This window comes from Ectobacillus funiculus (genome assembly GCF_004138295.1).
Lineage (GTDB): Bacteria > Bacillota > Bacilli > Bacillales > Bacillaceae_G > Ectobacillus > Ectobacillus funiculus.
Map to the genome: position 1 here is coordinate 63,034 of NZ_SCFM01000009.1, position 21,277 is coordinate 84,310.

20 protein-coding genes are annotated in these 21,277 nt (G+C 36.1%); 17 read left to right on the top strand and 3 right to left on the bottom strand.

Features of this window, described 5'->3' with window-relative positions:
* Window positions 1-103: 103 nt before the first annotated feature.
* A complete protein-coding gene (locus EP737_RS08560; protein ID WP_129727550.1) occupies window positions 104-1,174 on the bottom strand; it encodes a right-handed parallel beta-helix repeat-containing protein in 1,071 nt (356 codons plus the stop codon).
* A 332-nt stretch (window positions 1,175-1,506) separates the two neighbouring features.
* Window positions 1,507-1,800 (bottom strand): hypothetical protein, encoded by a 294-nt coding sequence (locus EP737_RS08565; RefSeq protein ID WP_129727551.1) that lies wholly within the window; start codon window positions 1,798-1,800, stop codon window positions 1,507-1,509.
* A gap of 536 nt (window positions 1,801-2,336) precedes the next feature.
* On the opposite strand from EP737_RS08565, the gene tagD reads away from it, so the two are divergent.
* The 6 genes from tagD to EP737_RS08595 all read left to right on the top strand — a co-directional run bounded on the left by tagD (window position 2,337) and on the right by EP737_RS08595 (window position 8,323).
* The gene (gene tagD, locus EP737_RS08570; protein ID WP_129727552.1) at window positions 2,337-2,732 is read left to right on the top strand and encodes a glycerol-3-phosphate cytidylyltransferase; all 396 of its coding nucleotides are present in this window, start codon (window positions 2,337-2,339) and stop codon (window positions 2,730-2,732) included.
* A 14-nt stretch (window positions 2,733-2,746) separates the two neighbouring features.
* Window positions 2,747-3,919 (top strand): CDP-glycerol glycerophosphotransferase family protein, encoded by a 1,173-nt coding sequence (locus EP737_RS08575; RefSeq protein WP_165350731.1) that lies wholly within the window; start codon window positions 2,747-2,749, stop codon window positions 3,917-3,919.
* A 191-nt stretch (window positions 3,920-4,110) separates the two neighbouring features.
* On the top strand, window positions 4,111-5,307 hold the full coding sequence (locus EP737_RS08580) for a CDP-glycerol glycerophosphotransferase family protein (protein WP_129727554.1): 1,197 nt from the start codon (window positions 4,111-4,113) through the stop codon (window positions 5,305-5,307).
* 5 nt (window positions 5,308-5,312) lie between these two features.
* Complete coding sequence (locus tag EP737_RS08585) at window positions 5,313-6,116, top strand: ABC transporter permease (protein WP_129727555.1); 804 nt, start codon at window positions 5,313-5,315, stop codon at window positions 6,114-6,116.
* A 14-nt stretch (window positions 6,117-6,130) separates the two neighbouring features.
* Window positions 6,131-7,723 carry a teichoic acids export ABC transporter ATP-binding subunit TagH gene (gene tagH, locus EP737_RS08590; RefSeq protein WP_129727556.1) on the top strand — a complete coding sequence of 531 codons (1,593 nt, stop codon included), beginning with the start codon at window positions 6,131-6,133 and terminating at the stop codon, window positions 7,721-7,723.
* Window positions 7,724-8,029: 306 nt separating this feature from the next.
* Window positions 8,030-8,323 carry a hypothetical protein gene (locus EP737_RS08595; protein ID WP_129727557.1) on the top strand — a complete coding sequence of 98 codons (294 nt, stop codon included), beginning with the start codon at window positions 8,030-8,032 and terminating at the stop codon, window positions 8,321-8,323.
* 52 nt (window positions 8,324-8,375) lie between these two features.
* On the opposite strand, the gene EP737_RS08600 is transcribed toward EP737_RS08595, so the two are convergent.
* Window positions 8,376-9,146, bottom strand: a complete 771-nt coding sequence (locus EP737_RS08600; protein ID WP_129727558.1) for a WecB/TagA/CpsF family glycosyltransferase — start codon at window positions 9,144-9,146, stop codon at window positions 8,376-8,378.
* Between the two features lie 391 nt (window positions 9,147-9,537).
* On the opposite strand from EP737_RS08600, the gene wecB reads away from it, so the two are divergent.
* From wecB to cps2T, 11 genes are all read left to right on the top strand, one after another.
* Window positions 9,538-10,701: a non-hydrolyzing UDP-N-acetylglucosamine 2-epimerase gene (gene wecB, locus EP737_RS08605; protein ID WP_129727559.1), complete on the top strand. Its 1,164-nt coding sequence runs from the start codon at window positions 9,538-9,540 to the stop codon at window positions 10,699-10,701.
* Window positions 10,702-10,947: 246 nt separating this feature from the next.
* A complete protein-coding gene (galU, locus tag EP737_RS08610; RefSeq protein WP_129727560.1) occupies window positions 10,948-11,832 on the top strand; it encodes a UTP--glucose-1-phosphate uridylyltransferase GalU in 885 nt (294 codons plus the stop codon).
* 603 nt (window positions 11,833-12,435) lie between these two features.
* A complete protein-coding gene (gene fabZ / locus EP737_RS08615) occupies window positions 12,436-12,864 on the top strand; it encodes a 3-hydroxyacyl-ACP dehydratase FabZ (RefSeq protein WP_129727561.1) in 429 nt (142 codons plus the stop codon).
* A 563-nt stretch (window positions 12,865-13,427) separates the two neighbouring features.
* A complete protein-coding gene (locus EP737_RS25980; protein ID WP_205650904.1) occupies window positions 13,428-13,574 on the top strand; it encodes a hypothetical protein in 147 nt (48 codons plus the stop codon).
* A gap of 433 nt (window positions 13,575-14,007) precedes the next feature.
* Entirely contained in the window at window positions 14,008-14,739 is a 732-nt protein-coding gene (locus EP737_RS08620) for a YveK family protein (protein ID WP_129727562.1), read from the top strand.
* Window positions 14,729-15,421, top strand: a complete 693-nt coding sequence (locus EP737_RS08625) for a CpsD/CapB family tyrosine-protein kinase (RefSeq protein ID WP_129727563.1) — start codon at window positions 14,729-14,731, stop codon at window positions 15,419-15,421. The genes EP737_RS08620 and EP737_RS08625 overlap by 11 nt, the downstream gene beginning before the upstream one ends.
* A 24-nt stretch (window positions 15,422-15,445) precedes the next feature.
* Entirely contained in the window at window positions 15,446-16,213 is a 768-nt protein-coding gene (locus tag EP737_RS08630; RefSeq protein WP_129727564.1) for a tyrosine-protein phosphatase, read from the top strand.
* A gap of 455 nt (window positions 16,214-16,668) precedes the next feature.
* Window positions 16,669-17,997, top strand: coding sequence for a UDP-glucose dehydrogenase family protein (locus EP737_RS08635; RefSeq protein WP_129727565.1), 1,329 nt, complete (start codon window positions 16,669-16,671; stop codon window positions 17,995-17,997).
* 15 nt (window positions 17,998-18,012) lie between these two features.
* The gene (gene galU, locus EP737_RS08640; protein ID WP_129727566.1) at window positions 18,013-18,894 is read left to right on the top strand and encodes a UTP--glucose-1-phosphate uridylyltransferase GalU; all 882 of its coding nucleotides are present in this window, start codon (window positions 18,013-18,015) and stop codon (window positions 18,892-18,894) included.
* A 20-nt stretch (window positions 18,895-18,914) separates the two neighbouring features.
* Entirely contained in the window at window positions 18,915-19,592 is a 678-nt protein-coding gene (locus EP737_RS08645) for a sugar transferase (RefSeq protein ID WP_129727567.1), read from the top strand.
* Between the two features lie 447 nt (window positions 19,593-20,039).
* Entirely contained in the window at window positions 20,040-21,203 is a 1,164-nt protein-coding gene (gene cps2T / locus EP737_RS08650; RefSeq protein WP_129727568.1) for a beta 1-4 rhamnosyltransferase Cps2T, read from the top strand.
* Window positions 21,204-21,277: the final 74 nt, after the last annotated feature.

A 21,277-nucleotide genomic window follows, 5' to 3' on the forward strand; every position in this document is an offset into this window, starting at 1 on the left:
ACACCCTAAGTATAAATTTCTAACTAGAAGCCGATTCGACGTAATAGGAAGCTTTAGAAGCACAGTGCTTACTTAAAGGCTTGCCGATCAGCGAGTTTTTTTCTTATTTATATTTTTTGTCTGTCTCAATAAACACATTGCTTTCTACTTTAAATTGGGAAGTAATAAATTTGCCATTAGTTATATGGTGCTTGCCATCAACAGTATAATAAGAGCCGAATTTATCTATTCGAACTCCCATGGCACAATCGATGAAACGATTCCCCTTAACAAGAGTGTTTTCCCAGTTATGTCCTCGTACAGCAGCATAGGTCATTCCTTCGAAGGTATTATTTAAAATTTGTATGTTGGAGTAAGGATTAGCAAGAGCGGTAGAATGGCTCCCAACCCCTACTCCCCAAGGCTTCATGCCTTTTACATGGGAGTTTCCAAAGTAGTTATCTTCTATTCTTATATTTTTAGTAACAGTGAAATCAACCGTCCCAAATCTTCGAAAGGCCTTCTCTGAAATCATGCCATCAATTTGAATCGCTTCTATGTAAGAGTTATCTCCTGCCCCGTAAAAGCCAAGGAATTTGTTATTTTTAATGATAACATCCTTGTTTCCAGCAGAGTCAATCGCGTGTCCTCCTACTATATTTTTGATCACAGTATTTTGAATCAGAATATTCTGGCCGTGGGCGAATCCGAAAACAGAAGGTGTCCATACCTTATCTTTTCCTGCGGCATCCCAAATTCCCCCATCTACAATGATATTTGAATTTCCATCATAGCCCTTATATGAGACCTTAAAATCTCCATTTAGTAGCATAATTTCTTTATGTGTATTGGCTTTGCGGAAAACTGTGTTAGGAGAGGTGTAGAGCCATGTATTACTATAAATGTGCAATGCCTTCTTTAATGTATATGAGCCTTCTGGAATTATAACTTTAATAGGTATTTTTGAGTTCTTAGCAAGATTTAATGCCTTTTGGATTTGCTTGCTTGGATCACTTTTCTTTGGAAATGACACAGTGATGATTTTATAATCTTGTTCTAGCAGCTGTGATATTTCTTCAAAAGGTTTTTCAGCAGGTCCTTCTTTTTCTTGAACTTTTTCTGCAAGAGGTTTCCATTGTTGGAGCAGTACTACGAAGCATGCTGTGATAAGAAGGACAAATAATATTTTTTTCATGGATGCTCCTCCTTTATTCTCTAATGTTAATGGTGTAAAGATGTCCTTGTCCTGCCTTGTTTCCTCTAAGAGATAGCACCACAATTTTCTTATTCTACACCGTAAGAGCTATAAAGTACACGGATTGTATTATAAAACATACCCTTATACAAAAAATGTACATGGAAGTTTCACTTGCTTACTGGAACTGTTTACGGTTTAGCCGTTTGTAAATGTTTATTAATTGACTTAACGTCAGTATGTAGACAATCAAAAAAGGTGAGGAGATATCTCCCCGCCTTTTTTAGTTTTGGCTGCCCTTTTTCGTACTGGCATTCATATATAAAACAGAGTCAGTTTACTCCGTTCAACCACAGATTAATTTCATGTAGAAGAATTTGTTCAGTTTCTTCATGCTTCTCCCTAATGAAGGGACAGTTCCATGCATCCTCGGATGTATAAGTATTTTGAATGCGCAATTCTGCTCCTACATTATAGAGAACTGCATTGAGGATGACCAAGTCTTCTAAATCTGAAAAATCGTTATTGTCATTCCAACCTTGTATTCTATTTTCAAAATATGGAAGTCCCTCCGGAGTAATACCTGTTGTTAGGGTACTATTCCTTGTATATGACCAAGTTTTCATATAGGTTGCCTCCTTATTCTATATTGAAAATCAGGTATTATTGACATCCCATTTCAAAGACAAGTAGTCACAAAAGCTGCCTTGTTCTTGGCGATTAGGGGGCTGCATAGATGCTTTGTATTTCGAAATATCCCGATTGCCGTTTTCTCACTTTTTAATTGCAAACTACCCCTTATTACATTTGCTAATAGGTACTAGGAATACTATTATATTTTTTGTTAAATATAGGAATTTATTTTATGCATGTTCTATGCTGTATTGTTAGTATTTGAATTATAACAAACTTAAATCCCTGTTGGAAGCGTTTTCTTTTTGTGGTCGGGATAGCTATATTTGGGAAAGAGACAATATTTATACTGCTTTCTATCTCTTTAGGCGTATTGTACCTTATAAAAAATATATGATATAATTTTTTTGTTATTTTTTTGTAAATATATTATGAAGGATTTGTTTTTAATTTTATCTCAAGTACAGACAACCATTGACTTGATTAAGTACTCAATAAAAGCATGTAATAGTTTTTGGGGAGGAAAATAATGAAAAAGGTAATTACCTATGGTACGTTTGATTTACTGCATTGGGGACATATCAACTTACTGAAAAGAGCAAAAGATTTGGGAGATTATCTTATTGTAGCTGTTTCTACAGATGAGTTTAATAGCTTAAAGAACAAGAAGGCCTACCATAGCTATGAACATCGAAAGATGATTTTAGAAGCGATTCGTTATGTAGATGAGGTTATTCCGGAGGAAGATTGGGAGCAAAAGGTACAAGATGTCATAGAGCATGAAATAGATATTTTTGTTATGGGAGATGACTGGAAAGGGAAGTTTGACTATTTAAAGCAACACTGCAATGTCGTATACTTACCGCGTACAGTTGATATTTCTACTACAAAGATTAAGAAAGATTTAGTTGTAATTGCTAGATGATACACATTATGCACATTCTTCGGGAAGTTATCATTATCTCCTATTTATTTTTATTCCAATTGCTGTTCATGACATTCCGGATATTCCCGTTAAGAAATAAAGCCTCATTTATTATGTCTTATGGTGAAAATCATTTCTATATATATGAAGAAATGAAAAAACAGAATGTGGATTGTGAAGTAGTATTTTTGTATAAATCCACATTTAAATATGAGCTGGATCATTACCATAATGTTAAGGCTTATAAGTTTGAAACATTAAATATATTACATATGATTAAGTCTGTATATCACATAGCGACATCTAGATATGTCATGATCGATAACTATTTTGGGTTTTTATCAACTGTTAATTTCAGGGCAGGGGTTACATGTGTTCAGCTTTGGCACGCAGCAGGGGCAATTAAGCAATTTGGGTTATTAACTCCATCCTCCCAGAAGAGAAGCAGACGTGCCCAACAAAGGTTTGTAAGGGTATACAAAAATTTCCATAAGGTCGTTATCGGATCTGATGCTTTGGCAAATGTCTATATAGGAGCTTTTGGAATAGCTCCTGAACAAATGTTAAGAACAGGAATTCCGCGTACTGATTTGTTTTTTAATCAAACTCAAATAGAAGAAATTTCTTCTGGGATTTTGAAAGATAATCCGGGCATTATCGGTAAGAAAGTGATTCTATATACTCCTACCTTTAGAGATAAGGAACTTGCGGAATTTTCCTTACAGTTAGACATAGAGAAGATGTACCAAGAGCTAAAGGATGAATATGTGCTCTTTATTAAATTGCATCCAGCTATACGAAATCAAATTGATTTAAAGGATATGTATGCTGAATTTGTATATGACTACTCTTTTTACCCCAATGTAAATGACTTATTTTTAGTGACGGACATTTTAGTGACAGATTACTCTTCCACCTCTTTTGAATTTAGTCTTTTAAAGAAGCCGATGATATTTTTCCCTTATGACCTAGAAAGATACCGAGAAAAACGTGGAATTATAGAAGATTATCACTCTCTCGTTCCAGGACCGGTAGTGTATACTACAAAGGATTTAATTCAAATGATTCAAAAAGGTTCGTTTGATCCAGAACGAATTGAAGCATTTTGTGAGAAATGGAACCAATATTCTAGAGGGGCTTCAAGTAAAAATATTGTGGAGGCTCTATTTCATACAAGAAACAGCTAAATGCCTTTTGGGTAATCTGTGTTCATGTATGTAAATAATGAATGAACAAAAGGCCAAGTAAGAGCATTCACTTTTGTGGTACATAGCATCAAACCTTTCAAACAGAGGATACTGCGATTGCGTTCATGAAAGGAACTATGCTCAAATTTTTTTGCGGTTTCTACAAAATTTATCTAAAGGTGTATAATGTTATGAATGTTGTCAAAAGGATTAAAAGTCTCTACATTATTCAAATTTTATTCAAATGTTTGTTTAAAGCTTGCACTTGGCTTCCTCGTAAAAATAATCTCGTTATGTTTGAAAGTTATTTAGGGAAGCAATATAGCTGTAATCCAAGGGCGCTCTATGAGTATTTGCAGGAAAATCATTTTGGCTTCGAGCTTATTTGGAGTGTGGATAAACGGTATACAAAGCAATTTGAACAGCAGAACATTCCATATGTACAGCGTTTTTCTCTTCGTTGGTTTTGTTTAATGGCGCGTGCGTCTTACTGGATTACCAATAGCAGGATGCCTTTGTGGATTCCAAAGCCTAAACATACTATATATGTTCAAACGTGGCATGGAACCCCTCTAAAGAAACTTGCTGCAGATATGGAAGAGGTGCATATGCCTGGAACAACTACGGAAAAGTATAAAGAGAATTTCTATAAGGAATCAAGAAGTTGGGATTATCTTCTCTCCCCTAACTCATACTCTACCGCTATTTTCAAGAGAGCTTTTCAATTTGAAAAGGAAATGATTGAGTCTGGATATCCTCGAAATGATGTGTTGTATCAAAAAAATCATTCCCAGTATATCGACTCTTTAAAGGAGCAATATGGACTCCCTAAGGATAAAAAGGTGATCTTATATGCTCCTACATGGAGAGATGATCAGTTTTATGGAAAAGGGCAATATAAATTTGATTTGCAGCTTGATTTAGCTCTTCTGCAGAAAGAATTAGGGGATCAGTATATCATTTTACTGCGCATGCACTATTTGGTTGTCGAGCAAATGGATATTACAGGCTTTAAAGGGTTTGCTTTTGATTTCTCCCATGTTGCGGATATCAATGAAATTTACTTATTGTCGGATTTACTCATAACAGATTATTCTTCTGTTTTCTTTGATTATGCAAACCTAAAGAGACCTATTATCTTTTACGCATATGATATCGAATCCTACCGAGATAAACTGCGCGGATTCTACTTTGATTTAGAGAAGGAGGCACCTGGTCCTGTTATAGAAACAACAGAACAAGTATTAGAAGCAATAAGAGAGTATGAAAAGAACGGGCTGTGTGAATTTGAAGAAAAATACAAGCGCTTCTATAATGGTTATTGTTATTTAGAGGATGGTAACTCCTCCAAACGGGCTGCAGAGCAAATCTTTTTTAGAAAGGCATAAGATAGATGAATGCAACAATTACAGTACTCCGGGAACAAGTGAAGAGTTTTTATTTGATTCAGCGATTATCCTTGTACCAACTTAAAATTACAAATAACAATAATTATTTGGGAATGCTTTGGGAGATTATTAATCCCTTGATCCAATTGAGTATTTACTGGTTTGTTTTCGGATTTGGAATCCGAGGCGGAAAAGGTGTTGACGGTGTTCCGTTTGTATACTGGCTATCAGCAGGATTATTGGTATGGTTTTTCTTAAACGCTGCGATTCCACAATCATCGAAATCTATCTATACAAGACTAGGTATCATCTCAAAAATGAACTTTCCGATGAGCGTCATACCGAGCCATGTTATTTTGTCCCTTCTGTATCAACATCTTGCCCTGCTTGCTGTTATTACAATTGGGTTTTTGCTTACGGGTCAGGGAATTTCTCTTCATTATCTCCAACTGCCATATTATATATTTGCAGCAGTGATGTTTGTTTTCTCACTGTCATTAATCACTTCAACATTAACGACCGTTGTAAGGGATATACAGATGATTGTTCAATCTGTTATGAGAATGATGCTATACTTAACGCCTATTTTATGGACGCCTGAAAAATTCTCGCCGAAGCTGCAAATGCTCATGAAGCTTAACCCTATGTATTACATAGTGGAAGGGTATCGATATGCTTTGTTAGGGACAGGGTGGTTTTTTGAAGAAGGCACGTACACACTATATTTCTGGGCAGTTGTGCTAGTCATGTTGTGCATTGGCTCTGCGCTGCATATAAAGTTTAGAAGATACTTTGTAGACTATCTGTAATGAGGTTATAAATTATGGACTATTCAGTCAAACTCCAAGATGTAACAAAAAAGTTTAAAATGCATAGTACAAGTTCTGATAAACTAAAGGATCTCCTATATCCAGGAGGATACGGTGAGGATTTCTATGCTCTTCGGAACATCAATTTTGAAACAAAGCCGGGGGATGTAGTAGGGCTTATCGGTGTGAATGGTTCTGGAAAGTCAACCATATCTAATTTAATTTCCGGCATTACTATGCCGACATCGGGTACAATTGAAACTCAGGGCCAGGTCTCGCTTATTGCTATTGCAGCAGGTATGAATAATCAGCTCACAGGGCGTGAAAATATCGAACTGAAATGCTTAATGATGGGATTAAGCAAGGAACAAATTGATAAGATTAAACCTGATATTATTGAATTTGCGGATATCGGTAAATTTATTGATATGCCTGTTAAGAAGTACTCAAGCGGTATGAAATCCCGCTTAGGCTTTGCTATTTCAGTTAATATTAATCCAGATATTCTCGTCGTTGATGAAGCTCTCTCCGTCGGTGACCAAACCTTTGCGGATAAATGTTTAAAGAAAATGAACGAATTCAAGGAGCAGGGAAAGACAATCTTTTTTGTTAGCCATTCTCTAGCTCAGATAAAAAAGTTTTGTACAAAAGTATTATGGCTTGAATATGGAGAAGTGAGAGCATACGATACTGTGCAAGAAGTTCTTCCAAAATACGAGGCATTCCTCAAAGAGTACCGTGCCATGAGCAAGAAAGAGCAGCGAAAGTTTAAGGAAGAAGCAATGCGCAAGCAAGCGGGAGAGGCGATGCAGCTTGAGGAGCCGAAACAAACGATAAGACGGAAAAGAATAAAGTACATTATTCCGCTTTTGTTTATTACAGTTGCTCTTACCGCAGGTATGATCGTGTATGCGAAGAAGGACAATCTTGTAGCTCCCAAACAGGTGAATAAATCCCCACAAGAAAATGTTATGAATGGGGCTGAGAAAGAAGTTGTGAGGGATATCCCAATTCGATATGTCAATGTCCCGGTAGCTCGTGTACGAGAGACTCCAAATACGGAAGGCGAGCAAATAGACACACTACAGTTTGGACAATCATTTGTAGTAAGAGAGACAAAAAAAGATAAACAGAATGGTGTTTGGTACAAAATCCAATATGACGATGGTACAGAAGGATGGATTAGCGAAACCATAACCGAGACTATTCCTGCTGAGAATGTATTATCATATGAGGATACAGTAAAGGAATTAGGTGAAGCTACAGGTAAGGAGACAATCATCAATCAGGCAGCATCCATATTAGGGAACAACCGGAAAGATGTTGAGAAGCTGCTAGAGGAACCACTGAAGGTGGAGGAGCTCCCGGCAGGAACCCTCGTTCAGTATCCAAATCTATCCGTTCTATACAATAAGCAAGAAAAGGCAATTAGAAGTAATATCGAGGAATCCTCTCTTTCGGTGGACATGTTAAAGGAATGGAAGCCAGCGCAGTTGCAGAGTGATATCTTCCTAGCTTGGGTTGCTCGTTCGGATCAGTATAACCTTGTTGTTTCTGCCACAAAGGATTCTACCATGGAGCAAATCTCCATCAGTTTAATAGAGTAAAATGCAACCCCCTTATCTCAGTCTCAGGAGAAAGGGGCTTTGCTTTTTTATAGTAAAGAAAACTCGCCGATTGGCGAAGATGGAAGCGTAGTTACACTTAAACTTTATCCTTAAAGCGCAAAAAATAATTGAGTATGGGACTTCTTTACAAAAAACTCATAATAAGTTCAATTTCTCTTTACAAAATAAAACATCCACTTAACAAAAAAGAGGTAAGATTGTATTGGAGAAAAAGCCATAATCCATGTTTTAAATCTAAAGAGCGGCTGACCTTTGAGATAGGCAGAGGATGAGGAGGCAAATTGTATGAGAACCTGGAACTATACAAAAAATGGTGAACTTACAGCCGGTATTAATGAAGAAGGTTTTCCCTATTTTCAGTTTAAAATCCAAGGTTGGAATGATAACCATCACTTTTCAGATGTAGAGGATGTTGTTACTCTGAAGGCGGTTATCCAAAATGGAGGAGCTGAGCTGCTGCTTCAAAGTATTTATGCGTCTGAAGATGCACTAGCTTGTCCGTTTATACAAGAACGATGTGAAGAAACGGAGCAAATTCTCCTCCATGAAGCTCAGCTATGGTTACATGCAGCACAATAATTACGGATATACAACACAATATATGTGTCTAAATAAAAACAAGTAGCTCTCTTTACAAATTGCTGCTTGTTTTCTTTGCTTTAATTTCTCTCCACTCACGAAAGACATCTTTTACAAAGTCTATAAGAACGAGTTGGCGATGAAAACGTGATGGTTCCATACATAAACGATAGAACCATTCTAGATTAATGCGGCGAATCCATTTTGGAGCACGCTGTACTTCCCCAGCCCATACATCGAAGCTTCCCCCAACCCCCACAGCAACCTTCACCTGTAGTTGATCCTTATATGTCTGGATAAAAAACTCCTGCCTGGGAAAGCCAAGTGCAACAAGAAGAATATCAGGCTTAGCCTTTTGGATTTGCTCAACAATCTGAGCTGTGTCTTCCTTCTTGAAATAGCCATGATGGCAGCCAGCTAGTGTTATATTCGGGTGTTTAGAAGTGATTGTTCGGCCTGCTTTCTCTGCTACATGCTGTCTAGCACCAAGTAGAAAAACAGAAACAGTAGTTTCTTGCTCTGAAAGATGGGTGAACCAATTATTCATCATATCAAACCCTGTCACTCGTTCTGCGATGGGCTTTCCTAATAGTTTGCTAGCTTTAATTAATCCAACTCCATCCGGTGTAATTAAATCTGCTTTCTTCACTGCCGTCTTAAAGCGCAGATCTCTCTTTGTGTACATCACAATCTCAGGATTTGCTGTCACGATATGAAAGACATCCTGACGATCGTGTAGCTGCTTTGTTATGTATATGATAGTCTCTTCCATCGTCATAGAAGAAAACGGGATATCAAATATAGTAGTGGTCTGTAGCCTCATATTGATAAATCTCCTTTTGTTTAACGTAACAGGCAGGGCTATAGAATTGTTCTCTATATCCTTATAACAGAATTTTATCATAGTATGAACTATATATGGATAGTGAATCGAAGCATATAACTATTTAATTCTGGTAAATTTAGTAGAATATTGATAGAATTGAAGGGCGTCTGTATATGTTACATTGTTTAATCATACTTCCTCTGTAGCAGAAATACAAATGCCTCTTTATGTTGAAAACTAATTTTAGTGTAAACTCCTATTGTAGCTGCGATATAATTTGTTTTTGACTTGGTTGTAAAAGCCAGGTTGTCGCAATTAGAATGGAAAGTTATTGTTGCAATTGGGAATCATAAGGTTATGAACTTATTGGGTTAATTGGGGAGAGTATATGGGTAAAAGAATTAAAGTTATGACAATTTTTGGGACGAGACCAGAAGCTATTAAACTGGCACCCCTTCTTCTTGAACTGCAGAAGAATTCAAATAAAATTGAGTCGATTGTGGCAGTCACAGCCCAACATCGCCAAATGCTTGATCAGGTTTTGGATACCTTTCATATTATTCCCGACTATGATCTTAACATTATGAAGGCTCGACAAACCTTACTTGATGTAACAACAAGAGGATTAGAAGGTTTAGATCAAGTAATGAAAGAAGCGAAGCCGGATCTTGTTCTTGTTCACGGTGACACAACCACAACCTTTACTGCCAGCCTTGCTGCATTCTATAATCAAATTCCTGTGGGGCATGTGGAAGCCGGTTTACGTACATGGAACAAGCAATCCCCCCATCCGGAAGAAATGAATCGGCAGCTTACAGGTGTACTTGCAGATTTGCACTTTGCTCCAACCTCTAAATCTGCAGCAAACTTGCTGCATGAAGGAAAGCGAGAAGACTGTATTTATATTACCGGAAATACGGCAATTGATGCTTTACGAACCACTGTGAAAGAAGGGTATTCCCATCCCATTCTTAATAGGGTAGGGAATAATCGCTTTATTTTAATGACGGTACACCGCCGGGAAAACTTAGGTGAGCCGATGAAAAATATATTCCGTGCTGTTAAGCGCTTACTAGATACACACGAGGATGTCCAAGTGATTTATCCCGTACATATGAATCCTGTTATTAGAGAGATTGCAAATGAGGTTCTTAGTGATCATCAAAGAATTCATTTAATTGAACCATTGGATGTGATCGATTTCCATAACTTTGCTGCCCGTTCTCACCTCATCTTAACTGATTCTGGCGGCGTGCAGGAAGAGGCCCCTTCTTTAGGTATACCTGTATTAGTTCTTCGTGATACGACGGAGCGCCCAGAAGGAATTGAATCGGGGACTTTAAAACTTGCAGGAACAGACGAAGAAAATATAGTCTATTTAGTCAATGAACTACTTACCAATATAGATGAGTACAACAGGATGGCAAAAGCATCAAATCCATATGGAGACGGTTATGCTGCCAAGCGTATCGTTCGAGCCATAATTTCGTACTTTTATGAGAAAAACAAAAAAGAATGTATAGCTCATTTTTTACAATATGAGAAGGTATGAATTTCCAGATGGAAGTAGTTTCAATGTAGTAGGAAACTTTAGAAATACAGTATAGGTTCAACTACGCCCCTGTTTTCGTCCAGGAGCAGGGCTGGCCAATCGGCGAGTTTTCTTTACTAATAGATACTTGTGATAAAGAAATGCTGTATAAAAGTTATATGGATAATATTGGGTTTTATGAAAATGAAAAGTTCTAGTATTTTATTTTAGTTAAGAAAACATAAATTTATATAAGGAGATTTTACGATGAGAGTAAAAAAAGCCATTATTCCCGCAGCTGGTTTGGGAACAAGATTTCTACCGGCAACAAAGGCGATGCCGAAAGAAATGCTACCAATCGTAGATAAACCAACTATTCAGTATATTGTAGAAGAGGCAATCGAATCAGGGATTGAAGATATCATCATTGTAACAGGCAAGGGGAAACGTTCTATCGAGGATCATTTTGACCATGCATTTGAGCTGGAGCAAAATCTATTAGAAAAGCAAAAGCTCGAACTACTAGAAAAGGTACAAGCCTCAGCTAAATTGGTAGACATCCACTATATCCGTCAGAAGGAACCGCAAGGATTAGGTCATGCAGTATGGTGTGCCCGGAAATTTATTGGCAACGAGCCATTTGCAGTACTTTTGGGAGACGACATTGTACAAGCTGAAACACCTTGCCTTCGCCAGCTAATCGATCAATATGAAGCAACACGCTCATCTGTTATTGGCGTCCAAACAGTACCAGATAATGAAGCTCATCGCTATGGGATTATTGACCCGTTGGACAGCAATGGCAGACGTTATCAAGTACGCAATTTTGTAGAAAAACCGAATCCAGGAACTGCACCATCTAATCTGGCAATCATGGGTCGCTACATCTTGACCCCAGAAATCTTCATGTTCCTCGAGCAACAGCAAATAGGAGCAGGCGGAGAAATCCAGTTGACAGATGCCATTCAGAAGCTCAATGAAATTCAAAAAGTATTTGCTTATGACTTTGAAGGAAAGCGCTACGATGTAGGAGAAAAGCTTGGTTTTATTGAAACAACAATTGAGTTTGCACTGCAACAAGAGGACTTAAAGGGCTCTCTTTTGAAATTTATGGAAGAAATAGTGAAAAGGGAATCTGTTGTACAAGAATAATATAGAAAACTTGCTGATTGGTGAGCCTTTAGGTGAAGACAAAGGCGTAGTTACACTTACACTTAAAAAAGAGGATGTCCAAAAGGTAGCGCATAGCGTTATCTTTTGAAGACATCCTCTTTTGTACATAAAAATAAGAAAATCCTTTATTTCTGAATATAATTTGGTCACCACAAGCAACACTCACAGAAAAGAAAGGATTCTCTTATAATTGTTGAGTATAACACAGAACAATTGGACTACTAATGGGGATATTGGCATCTTAATTCCAACGAAGCATTTGTGCCGCATCGTTGATATGGCGGTAGAAAATAGGACACTCACACTTTTGAATTCCCTTTATCCTGAAGGAGGTCATCCTCCTTATCATCCTAAAATGTCGTTTTAATGACCTTTTGGGACGACTTGATTTTTTAGAGAAATCAATTTTCTATCCTAATAAGTAAGACGGGAGGATTACGCAAGCAGCTTTTATTTCATGGTAGTTTTTTGACATACGCTGGATCTGAGAACTGAGTGGAAATTTAATTTTTTTATTGTTATTGTATAATTAGGTAAAAGAAAAATCTTTTGAGGGAAATAAATTTAAGAGGAGTGTAATAAATGAAACTTAACATTGAGCAAATCAAAGAGATTATTCCGCATCGCTATCCTTTTTTGCTTATAGATTCGATTGAGGAATTGGAGCCGGGAAAACGAGCTGTCGGGAAGAAGAATATTACAGCTAATGAAGAAGTTTTTAATGGTCATTTTCCTAATTATGCTGTATTCCCTGGCGTGCTAACTTTGGAAGCTTGCGCACAGACAGGGGCGGTTGCCCTTCTATCGATGCCGGAGTATGCCGGTAAAATCGCGTTCTTCGCTGGAGTTGAAAAATGTAGATGGAAGCGCCAAGTTCGACCTGGCGATACACTTATTATGGAAGTGGAATTAGTATCTATCCGCAGGGGTATTGGTAAAGGGAAGGTGCTTGCTACTGTAGACGGAGAAACCGCTATGGAAGCTGAGATTACGTTTGCTGTAGGACAATAAAAATCACCGGTAAGGAACGTCTAAGACGTTCCTTAGTCTTTCTATAAAGAGAAATTGTATGCGTTTTCTTCTATTATATAGTGCACAGGAATGAAAGTAGGATTAGTATCTATTTGCGGGGGATTAGAAAAGAGAAGGCGGTTGCTAGTGGAGATGGGAGATCGAAATAGAAGCTAAAGTTTATTTTCTTTAGGATAATAAAAATCACCGGTAAGGAACGTCTAAGACGTTCCTTAGTCTTTCTTTAAAAAGAAGTTTGTATGCGTTTTCTTCTATTATATAGTATAAAAAATAATTAAGAATGACTTCTCTGCGTTAATAAAATGTCAAGCTGAAACAGAAACACTTCGAATCATCAGAGCACAGATTATGTCCTAGTCCGATTTAACACAATCTGTGAACACATTGTCCGTTTGTATTCAAAACAATATGATGATTGATAAGCTTGGCTTTGCTGACTTCTTCCTCCGGCCACATTAAAGTAAGCCTTGAAACTTCTTGAAACAAGTTGACTTACAAGCATATAATCACGAAACAGACGGCATATGCTGTCTGTTTCGTTCATGTTGTTAAAAAATCCGATCTTAACTGATAAGTGGCTGATCCTACAAGTGAATGGTAATCTATTTCGTGATCAATTTATGATAAAAGCGTACTCATTACGGGCTGTTGTTACTTTGTCATGGGTGGTCTTCTGGTTTGAGGATTAGTGAATGTAAAATAGCGGAAATTTAATGTTTTAGGTTGTAGAAAAATTAGATAGGTTGTATTATTTTGTAGGTAAGCTTACAGCGAGAGCTTTTTTTTGTTTGAATACCCTGATGGAATAATTATATAAAGATTTATATAGTTTTTATTTCATTCATTTAGGTTTATTTCTATAATGTCTATAGAATTAGATACCATACTTATTCTCTTTATGGAACAAGAGAGTACAAAAGGTTACAAAAATGTGAAAAGTTTTACATTTTTCTCCTTGTAAGAAGTAGGGAATCTATGTATTATATTCTATGTGAGTAAGGTGGTACAAGTTCACTGTGATGCTGTAATAAGAAAATACTATATTTCACAGTAAATATTATTTAATTCACAAAACGTTCATAAAGTTTTGACAATATATTACAAGGAAACGGGAGGCCACCCATGGAAGAAACTATTAGCTTAAAAGAGTTATTTCAGATTTTGCGAAAACGATTGTTAATGATTCTAGCTGTTACCTTTACAGCAGTTTTAGCAAGCGCCATTGTAAGTTTTTATTTTATTACCCCTATCTACCAATCTTCTACACAGATTCTTGTAAATCAGAAGAAGGCAGATAACTCTATTGTTCAATATAATGAGGTTCAGACGAACCTTCAATTAGTTAATACGTACAGTGTTATTATTAAGAGTCCTGCTATTTTGGATCAAGTGAAAAAGCAATTGAATCTAGATATGTCTGTTCAGGAGCTTACTAACAAAATTAATGTAGCAAGTGCAACGGATTCTCAAGTGTTTTCTGTTACGGTGCAGGATGCAAAGCCTGAACTAGCGAGAGATATTGCCAACACAACAGCAGCAGTATTTAAAGAAGAGGTTGCAAAAATTATGAGTGTTGACAATGTTTCGGTTTTGTCAACGGCAGAAGTAACGAAAGACCAATCTCCTATTAAGCCTCAACCAATGTTAAATATTGTGATTGCGTTTGTAATAGGGTTAATGGTGTCTATAGGTTTGGCATTCTTATTGGAATACTTCGATAACACTATCAAACGAGAGCAAGATATAGAAAAAATTCTTGAATTACCAGTTCTTGGAGTTGTTACAAAAATGGAAGAAAAGAAGGCCGCTGCGGCAGCTATAGCGAAAGTGAGGGAGCAGACAATTGGGTCTTAAGAAAAAAATTCAACAAACAATCCGTCAATTAATTGCCCATAGCGAACCGAAATCCCCGATTTCTGAGCAATATAGAAACATTCGAACAAATATTCAGTTTGCATCAGTGGACACAGATGTACGTTCCTTCATCGTGACATCATCCAATCCGTCAGAAGGGAAAACAACAACAACAGCCAATCTTGCTGTAGTGTTTGCGCAGCAGGGAAAAAAAGTATTGCTAATTGATGCGGATATGCGTAAGCCATCTATGCACACGATGTTCCGTACAGAAAACACCCTTGGTTTAACAAGTGTATTATCTAAACAGAGTAAGCTTGAATCATGTGTACGTGAAACAGATGTAGAAAACCTAGACTTTTTGCCAGCTGGTGCTGTTCCACCGAATCCTGCGGAATTGTTAGGATCTATCAGGATGGAAGAATTAATTGAACAAGCATATGAGTCCTATGACCTAATTATCATTGATACACCGCCTGTATTAGCAGTTACGGATGCACAGGTGCTTGCAAATAAATGTGATGGAATTGTGCTTGTTGTGCGCAGCAATCATACAGAAAAAGAAGATGCACTAAAGGCAAAAGGGTTGCTAGCAAATGCAAAAGGAAAATTACTTGGTGTTGTCCTAAATGCAAAGCAACAAGAAGATAGTAACTATTATTACTATTACGGTACGAAATAAATTGAGAAAAAGGAGTGAGCTGCGATGATTGATTTGCACTGTCATATCTTGCCTGGAATTGATGATGGTCCAGAAACAATGGAAGAGAGCTTGCAGATGGCAAAGGAAGCTGCCCTTCAGGGGATTCATACAATCGTCGCAACTCCTCACCATCAAAATGGGAAATATTATAATGAGAGAAAAATTATTCTTCAGAAGGTAAATGAACTAAATGCAGTACTAAAAGAACAAGACATCTCCATCAAAATTTTACCCGGACAAGAAATTCGTTTATACGGTGAATTTATACAAGACTATGACTCTGGTACAATTCTCACAAAAAACGAAACTGGAAAGTATGTCCTAGTAGAATTTCCATCTAATCATGTACCACGATATGCAGAAGCTTTATTGTACGATATACAGCTTAAGGGTCTCGTCCCCATCATCGCACATCCAGAACGGAACTCAGAAATCATCGAACGACCACATCTTCTATATGATTTAATTAACAAGGGCGCACTGTCACAAGTAACGGCGGCCAGTCTAATAGGAGGATTTGGGAAGAAAATTAAAAAATTTTCCATGCAGCTGATTGAGCACAACCTTACTCATATGATTGCATCCGATGCCCATAATACGACGAATCGCTCTTTTAAGTTAAGAGAAGCGTACGATGTGTTGCAAAAGGAATTTGGAACAGATGTGCATTACCTATTTCAGGAAACAGTCTATTCCATTATTAGCGGAAAATCTATTTACAAGCTAGATCCTGAGCGTGTTCGTAGAAAGAAGCTGTTTGGAATTTTCTGATTGTAGCGAATGGTGATGTCTCTTTACCGCTATCAATGGAGGCACTTGGTCATACTGTGGGGAGCTTTTTGTAGATAAGCGGGCTTTAAGGGTAGGGTGTTATATTTTAAATGATTAGCTAAAAATTATGATACCTTATTAACTGTATTGATTAATTAGCAGAAATAGAAAAAGAGCACCCTTCTTGTAGAAAGTAAATGAGCAAACTAACAAATGCAAGGATGGGGCTTTGTGTGAGATAACCTAAAATATTCTTATATTTTTTAACATATACTATTTTACTATCTTTTTATAATTAACAAAAACTAGTACATTTTGGTAACTGCAAGCTAATTGTTTAATTTCTATTATTTATATAAAAATGTGCAATTTATCAAAAAATATTTCAAATTAATGAGCGATAAAAAGAAGGTAATTTTACTTATATAAAAATACATTAGAAGAGGTGAATTAAAATGAAAGTCACAGTAGTTGGTACTGGCTATGTTGGTTTAGTTACAGGTACATGTTTATCTGAGATTGGACATACAGTAACTTGTATTGATATTGATCAAAGTAAAGTAAATAAAATGCGTGCTGGTGTGTCTCCTATATATGAACCGGGTCTTGATGAGTTAATGAAAAGAAATATTGAGGAAAACCGTTTATTTTTTACAACTGATTATAAAGAAGGATTTGCTGGTTCAGATGTTATCTATATAGCTGTTGGTACACCAGAAAAAGAAGATGGTTCAGCCAATCTTTCATTTATCGAGCAAGTAGCGAAGGATATTGCTACTCATATTGAAAGAGATGTGGTTGTAGTCACTAAAAGTACTGTTCCTGTAGGAACGAACGACTGGATTAAAGGAGTCATTCAAAATAATCTTGTTAACAAAGTGGATGTTGACATTGTATCAAACCCTGAGTTTTTACGTGAGGGCGCTGCAATATATGATACTTTTCATGGAGACAGAATAGTAGTTGGAGCAGATAATGAACATGCGGCTAATATAATAGAAGAAATCAATAAACCGTTTGGTCTCCCTGTATTTAAAACAGATATTCGTAGTGCTGAAATGATTAAATACGCTGCAAATGCATTTCTTGCAACTAAAATTAGTTTCATTAATGAAATTTCAAATATTTGTGAAAAAGTTGGAGCGAATGTAGAAGATGTTGCAAATGGTATGGGACAAGATAGTAGAATTGGTTCACGATTCTTAAATGCCGGGATTGGTTATGGTGGTTCTTGTTTCCCTAAAGATACAAAGGCACTTGTACAAATTGCAGGTAACGTAGAATATGATTTTGAATTATTAAAAGGCGTTATTCGTGTTAATCAAAAGCAACAAGAAATGCTACTAAATAAATTAGATGAACGATTTGAAGGTTTAGCAGGGAAGAAGGTTGCTATTTTAGGATTAGCATTTAAGCCGAATACAGATGACATGAGAGAAGCAGCTTCAATTGTGATTACAAAGCATTTAGTTAACAATGGAGCAAACGTGGTTGCGTATGATCCAGTTGCAATGGAAAATGCTAAAAAAATAATAGATTCACAAGTTAATTATGCATCGAATGCAATTGATGCTTTAAAAGATGCGGACGTTGCATTGATTTTAACAGAATGGGATGAATTTAAAGAGTTAGACCTACAATCTTTTGAAGACAATATGAAACAACCAGTCATATTCGATGGTCGGAATTGTTACGATATTAAAACGGTCGAAAATTATAATTTAGAATATCATTCTATGGGAAGACCATCAGTTAAAAATATTAAATTACTTAATGTTAAATAAATTGGGGGACTTAAATTGAAAAAGGTAAAAAAAGCCATTATTCCGGCGGCAGGATTAGGAACACGTTTTTTACCAGCAACAAAAGCAATGCCAAAAGAAATGCTACCAATTGTGGATAAACCAACGATTCAATATATTATTGAAGAAGCAATTCAATCGGGAATTGAAGATATTATTATCGTAACAGGTAAAGGTAAACGTGCGATAGAGGATCACTTTGATCATAACTTTGAACTTGAACAGAACTTGATTGAAAAAGGGAAGTATGATCTTTTAGAAAAAGTAAAACAGTCATCAAAAATTAATCTTCATTACATTCGTCAGAAGGAACCAAAAGGACTTGGTCATGCAATTTGGTGTGCGAGAAAGTTCATTGGAGATGAGCCTTTTGCGGTATTACTTGGTGATGATATTGTAGAAGCTGAAACACCTTGTTTAAAACAGCTTACTAATGAGTATGAGAAAACAGGAGTGTCAGTTATTGGTGTACAAACCGTTGCAGATGATCAGACACACCGATATGGAATAATAGAACCTTTGGAGAAAGATGGGAATCTATATAAAGTAAATCGTTTTGTAGAAAAGCCCGCTAAAGGAACTGCGCCATCTAATCTAGCAATTATGGGGAGATATGTATTAACTCCAGAAATCTTTGAAATTTTGGAAAATCAAGAAACAGGTGCTGGTGGAGAAATTCAGTTAACTGATGCGATTCAGCATTTAAATAAAAAACAATCAGTATATGCCTATGATTTTGAGGGAACTCGCTATGATGTAGGTGAGAAGTTCGGATTTATTCAGACTACGATTGAATTTGCATTAAGGCATGAAGATCTGAAGGAACCACTATTTGAGCTAATGGAAAAATTAATAGAACATAAGAAAATTAGCTTATAGAGGAGAGGAGCGTACTTGGAATGTCTGACTTCGCAAAATCTAATGCAATAACTGCTCCTACAGAAGAAATAGCAATTACAGTTGAAAAGAGGGCACTATATAGTATTTCAAAGAGAACTTTAGATATTTTAGGTGTCTTAGTTGGTTTAGTTGCCTTAAGCATCCTATTTTTCATTGTAGCGCTTTTAATCAAACTTGAGGATCCTAAAGGACCGGTCTTTTTTTCACAAAAAAGGGTTGGGAAAAATGGAAAAGAATTTAAAATGTATAAGTTTCGTTCTATGGTGACTGATGCTGAGGCAAAGCTCGAAGAACTACTAAAGTATAATGAAGTAGACGGTGCCATGTTTAAAATGAAGGATGATCCACGAATTACAAAGGTTGGAAAGTTTATTCGGAAGACAAGCATCGATGAACTTCCGCAGTTATTCAATGTGCTAAAAGGAGATATGAGTTTAGTTGGACCAAGACCACCTCTACCACGCGAGGTTAAAGAATATACAAACTATCATATGCAAAGGTTATTGGTTACTCCTGGATGTACAGGTATTTGGCAAGCAAGTGCGAGGAATAGTGTTGGTTTTGAAGAAATGGTTGAAATGGACTTAGAATATATTCGGAAACGAAGTTTCTCGTTTGATTTAAAAATCATCTTCAAAACTTTTACAGTGTTACTTGGCTCAAAAAATGCTTTTTAGGATAGAAGTAATGAGACAGGATTAGTGTTTAGGTTTATTGGGCTTATATTTACACATCATAGGGATTTGGTAGAGTGTTAGATTAATAAAATGCTTGAAGAGAAAGACTTAATAATATTTATTTACGAATCCATAAAAAACTATATAAGTCCAACTTAAAAATTTGATATACCTAATCCTGCAACCTAATGAATACCTGAATTAATCTGCTTTAAACATGTGGGGAAATTAAAATATACTTATATAGATATACTTGATCATGACAAAGATTTAACAAATTAATTCTTTAAGATTGAAAAAACAGGGAGTATCTATTTCCAACTACAGCAAGAGATGAAGAGATTTTTGTGAATAATGAATATATCACATGTTTTGCTCTAGATACTCTATCAACTCAAAGAAAGCTTTATTCATCATAAAATTTAAAGAGAGTGGTTAAAATCTAATATGAAAAATATTTTTATAATAGGGAGCAAGGGAATACCTTCTAAGTATGGTGGATTTGAAACATTTGTAGAAAAGTTAACAGAATATAAAGTAAGCGATAGTATCAAATATCATGTTTCCTGTTTATCAGAACACGATAATAAGGAATATGAACATAATAATGCAAGATGCTTTACTGTGAAAGTACCTAATGTTGGTCCAGCAAAAGCAGTAATTTATGACCTTATGTCATTGCAACGGGTTTACGAATACATTAAAGAAAATCGTATTGAAAATGCGATTGTATATATTTTAGCTTGTAGAATCGGACCATTCATGAAGTTCTATAAGAATAGATTTGAACAGCTAAACGTGCCTGTGTATGTAAATCCAGATGGTCATGAGTGGAAAAGAGCTAAATGGAGCTGGGCAATTCGTCGGTATTGGAAGTTATCAGAAAGACTGATGATTAAAAATATAGACTTAGCAATTTGTGATTCAGTTGCAATCGAAAAATATATTAAAGAAGAATATAGTTCATATCGCCCTAAAACAACTTTTATCGCTTATGGAGCTACAGTAAATAAACCAGAAAATCTTAATGAAGATAAATATAACCAATGGTTAAAGCAGTGGGATTTAAAAGGAAAAGACTATTATCTAATTGTAGGACGTTTTGTAGCGGAAAATAATTATGAGCTTATTATTCGTGAGTTTATGAACTCGAAATCGGAAAAGTCTCTTGTCATTGTTACTAATGTTGAGAAGAATAAGTTTTATAATGAGTTAAAGAATCGAACAAAATTTGATAATGATAAAAGAATAAAGTTTGTTGGAACAATCTACGAACAAGATCTATTATATCAAGTTAGAAACGGTGCTTTTGGATATTTTCATGGTCACGAAGTTGGAGGGACAAATCCGTCACTACTTGAGGCAATGGCAACTACTTCATTAAATTTACTTTTAGATGTGAATTTTAATAGAGAAGTTGGACAAGATGCCGCACTTTATTTTAATAAAAAAGTAGGAAATTTAGCTGAGCTTATTGAATCTGCTGATTTATTGTCGGATACGGAAATAAAAATCAATGAAGAAAAGGCTAAGAGGCGCATTCAAGACTCGTATTCATGGGAGTTGATTGTAAATCAGTATGAGAATTGTTTTCTCAAGGAAAAGGTTTAAGAGAAGAAATAGTTTTTGAAATAGCAAAATGTCAACCAATGAGGATCTTAGATTAATTTCTTAGAAGAAGGAAT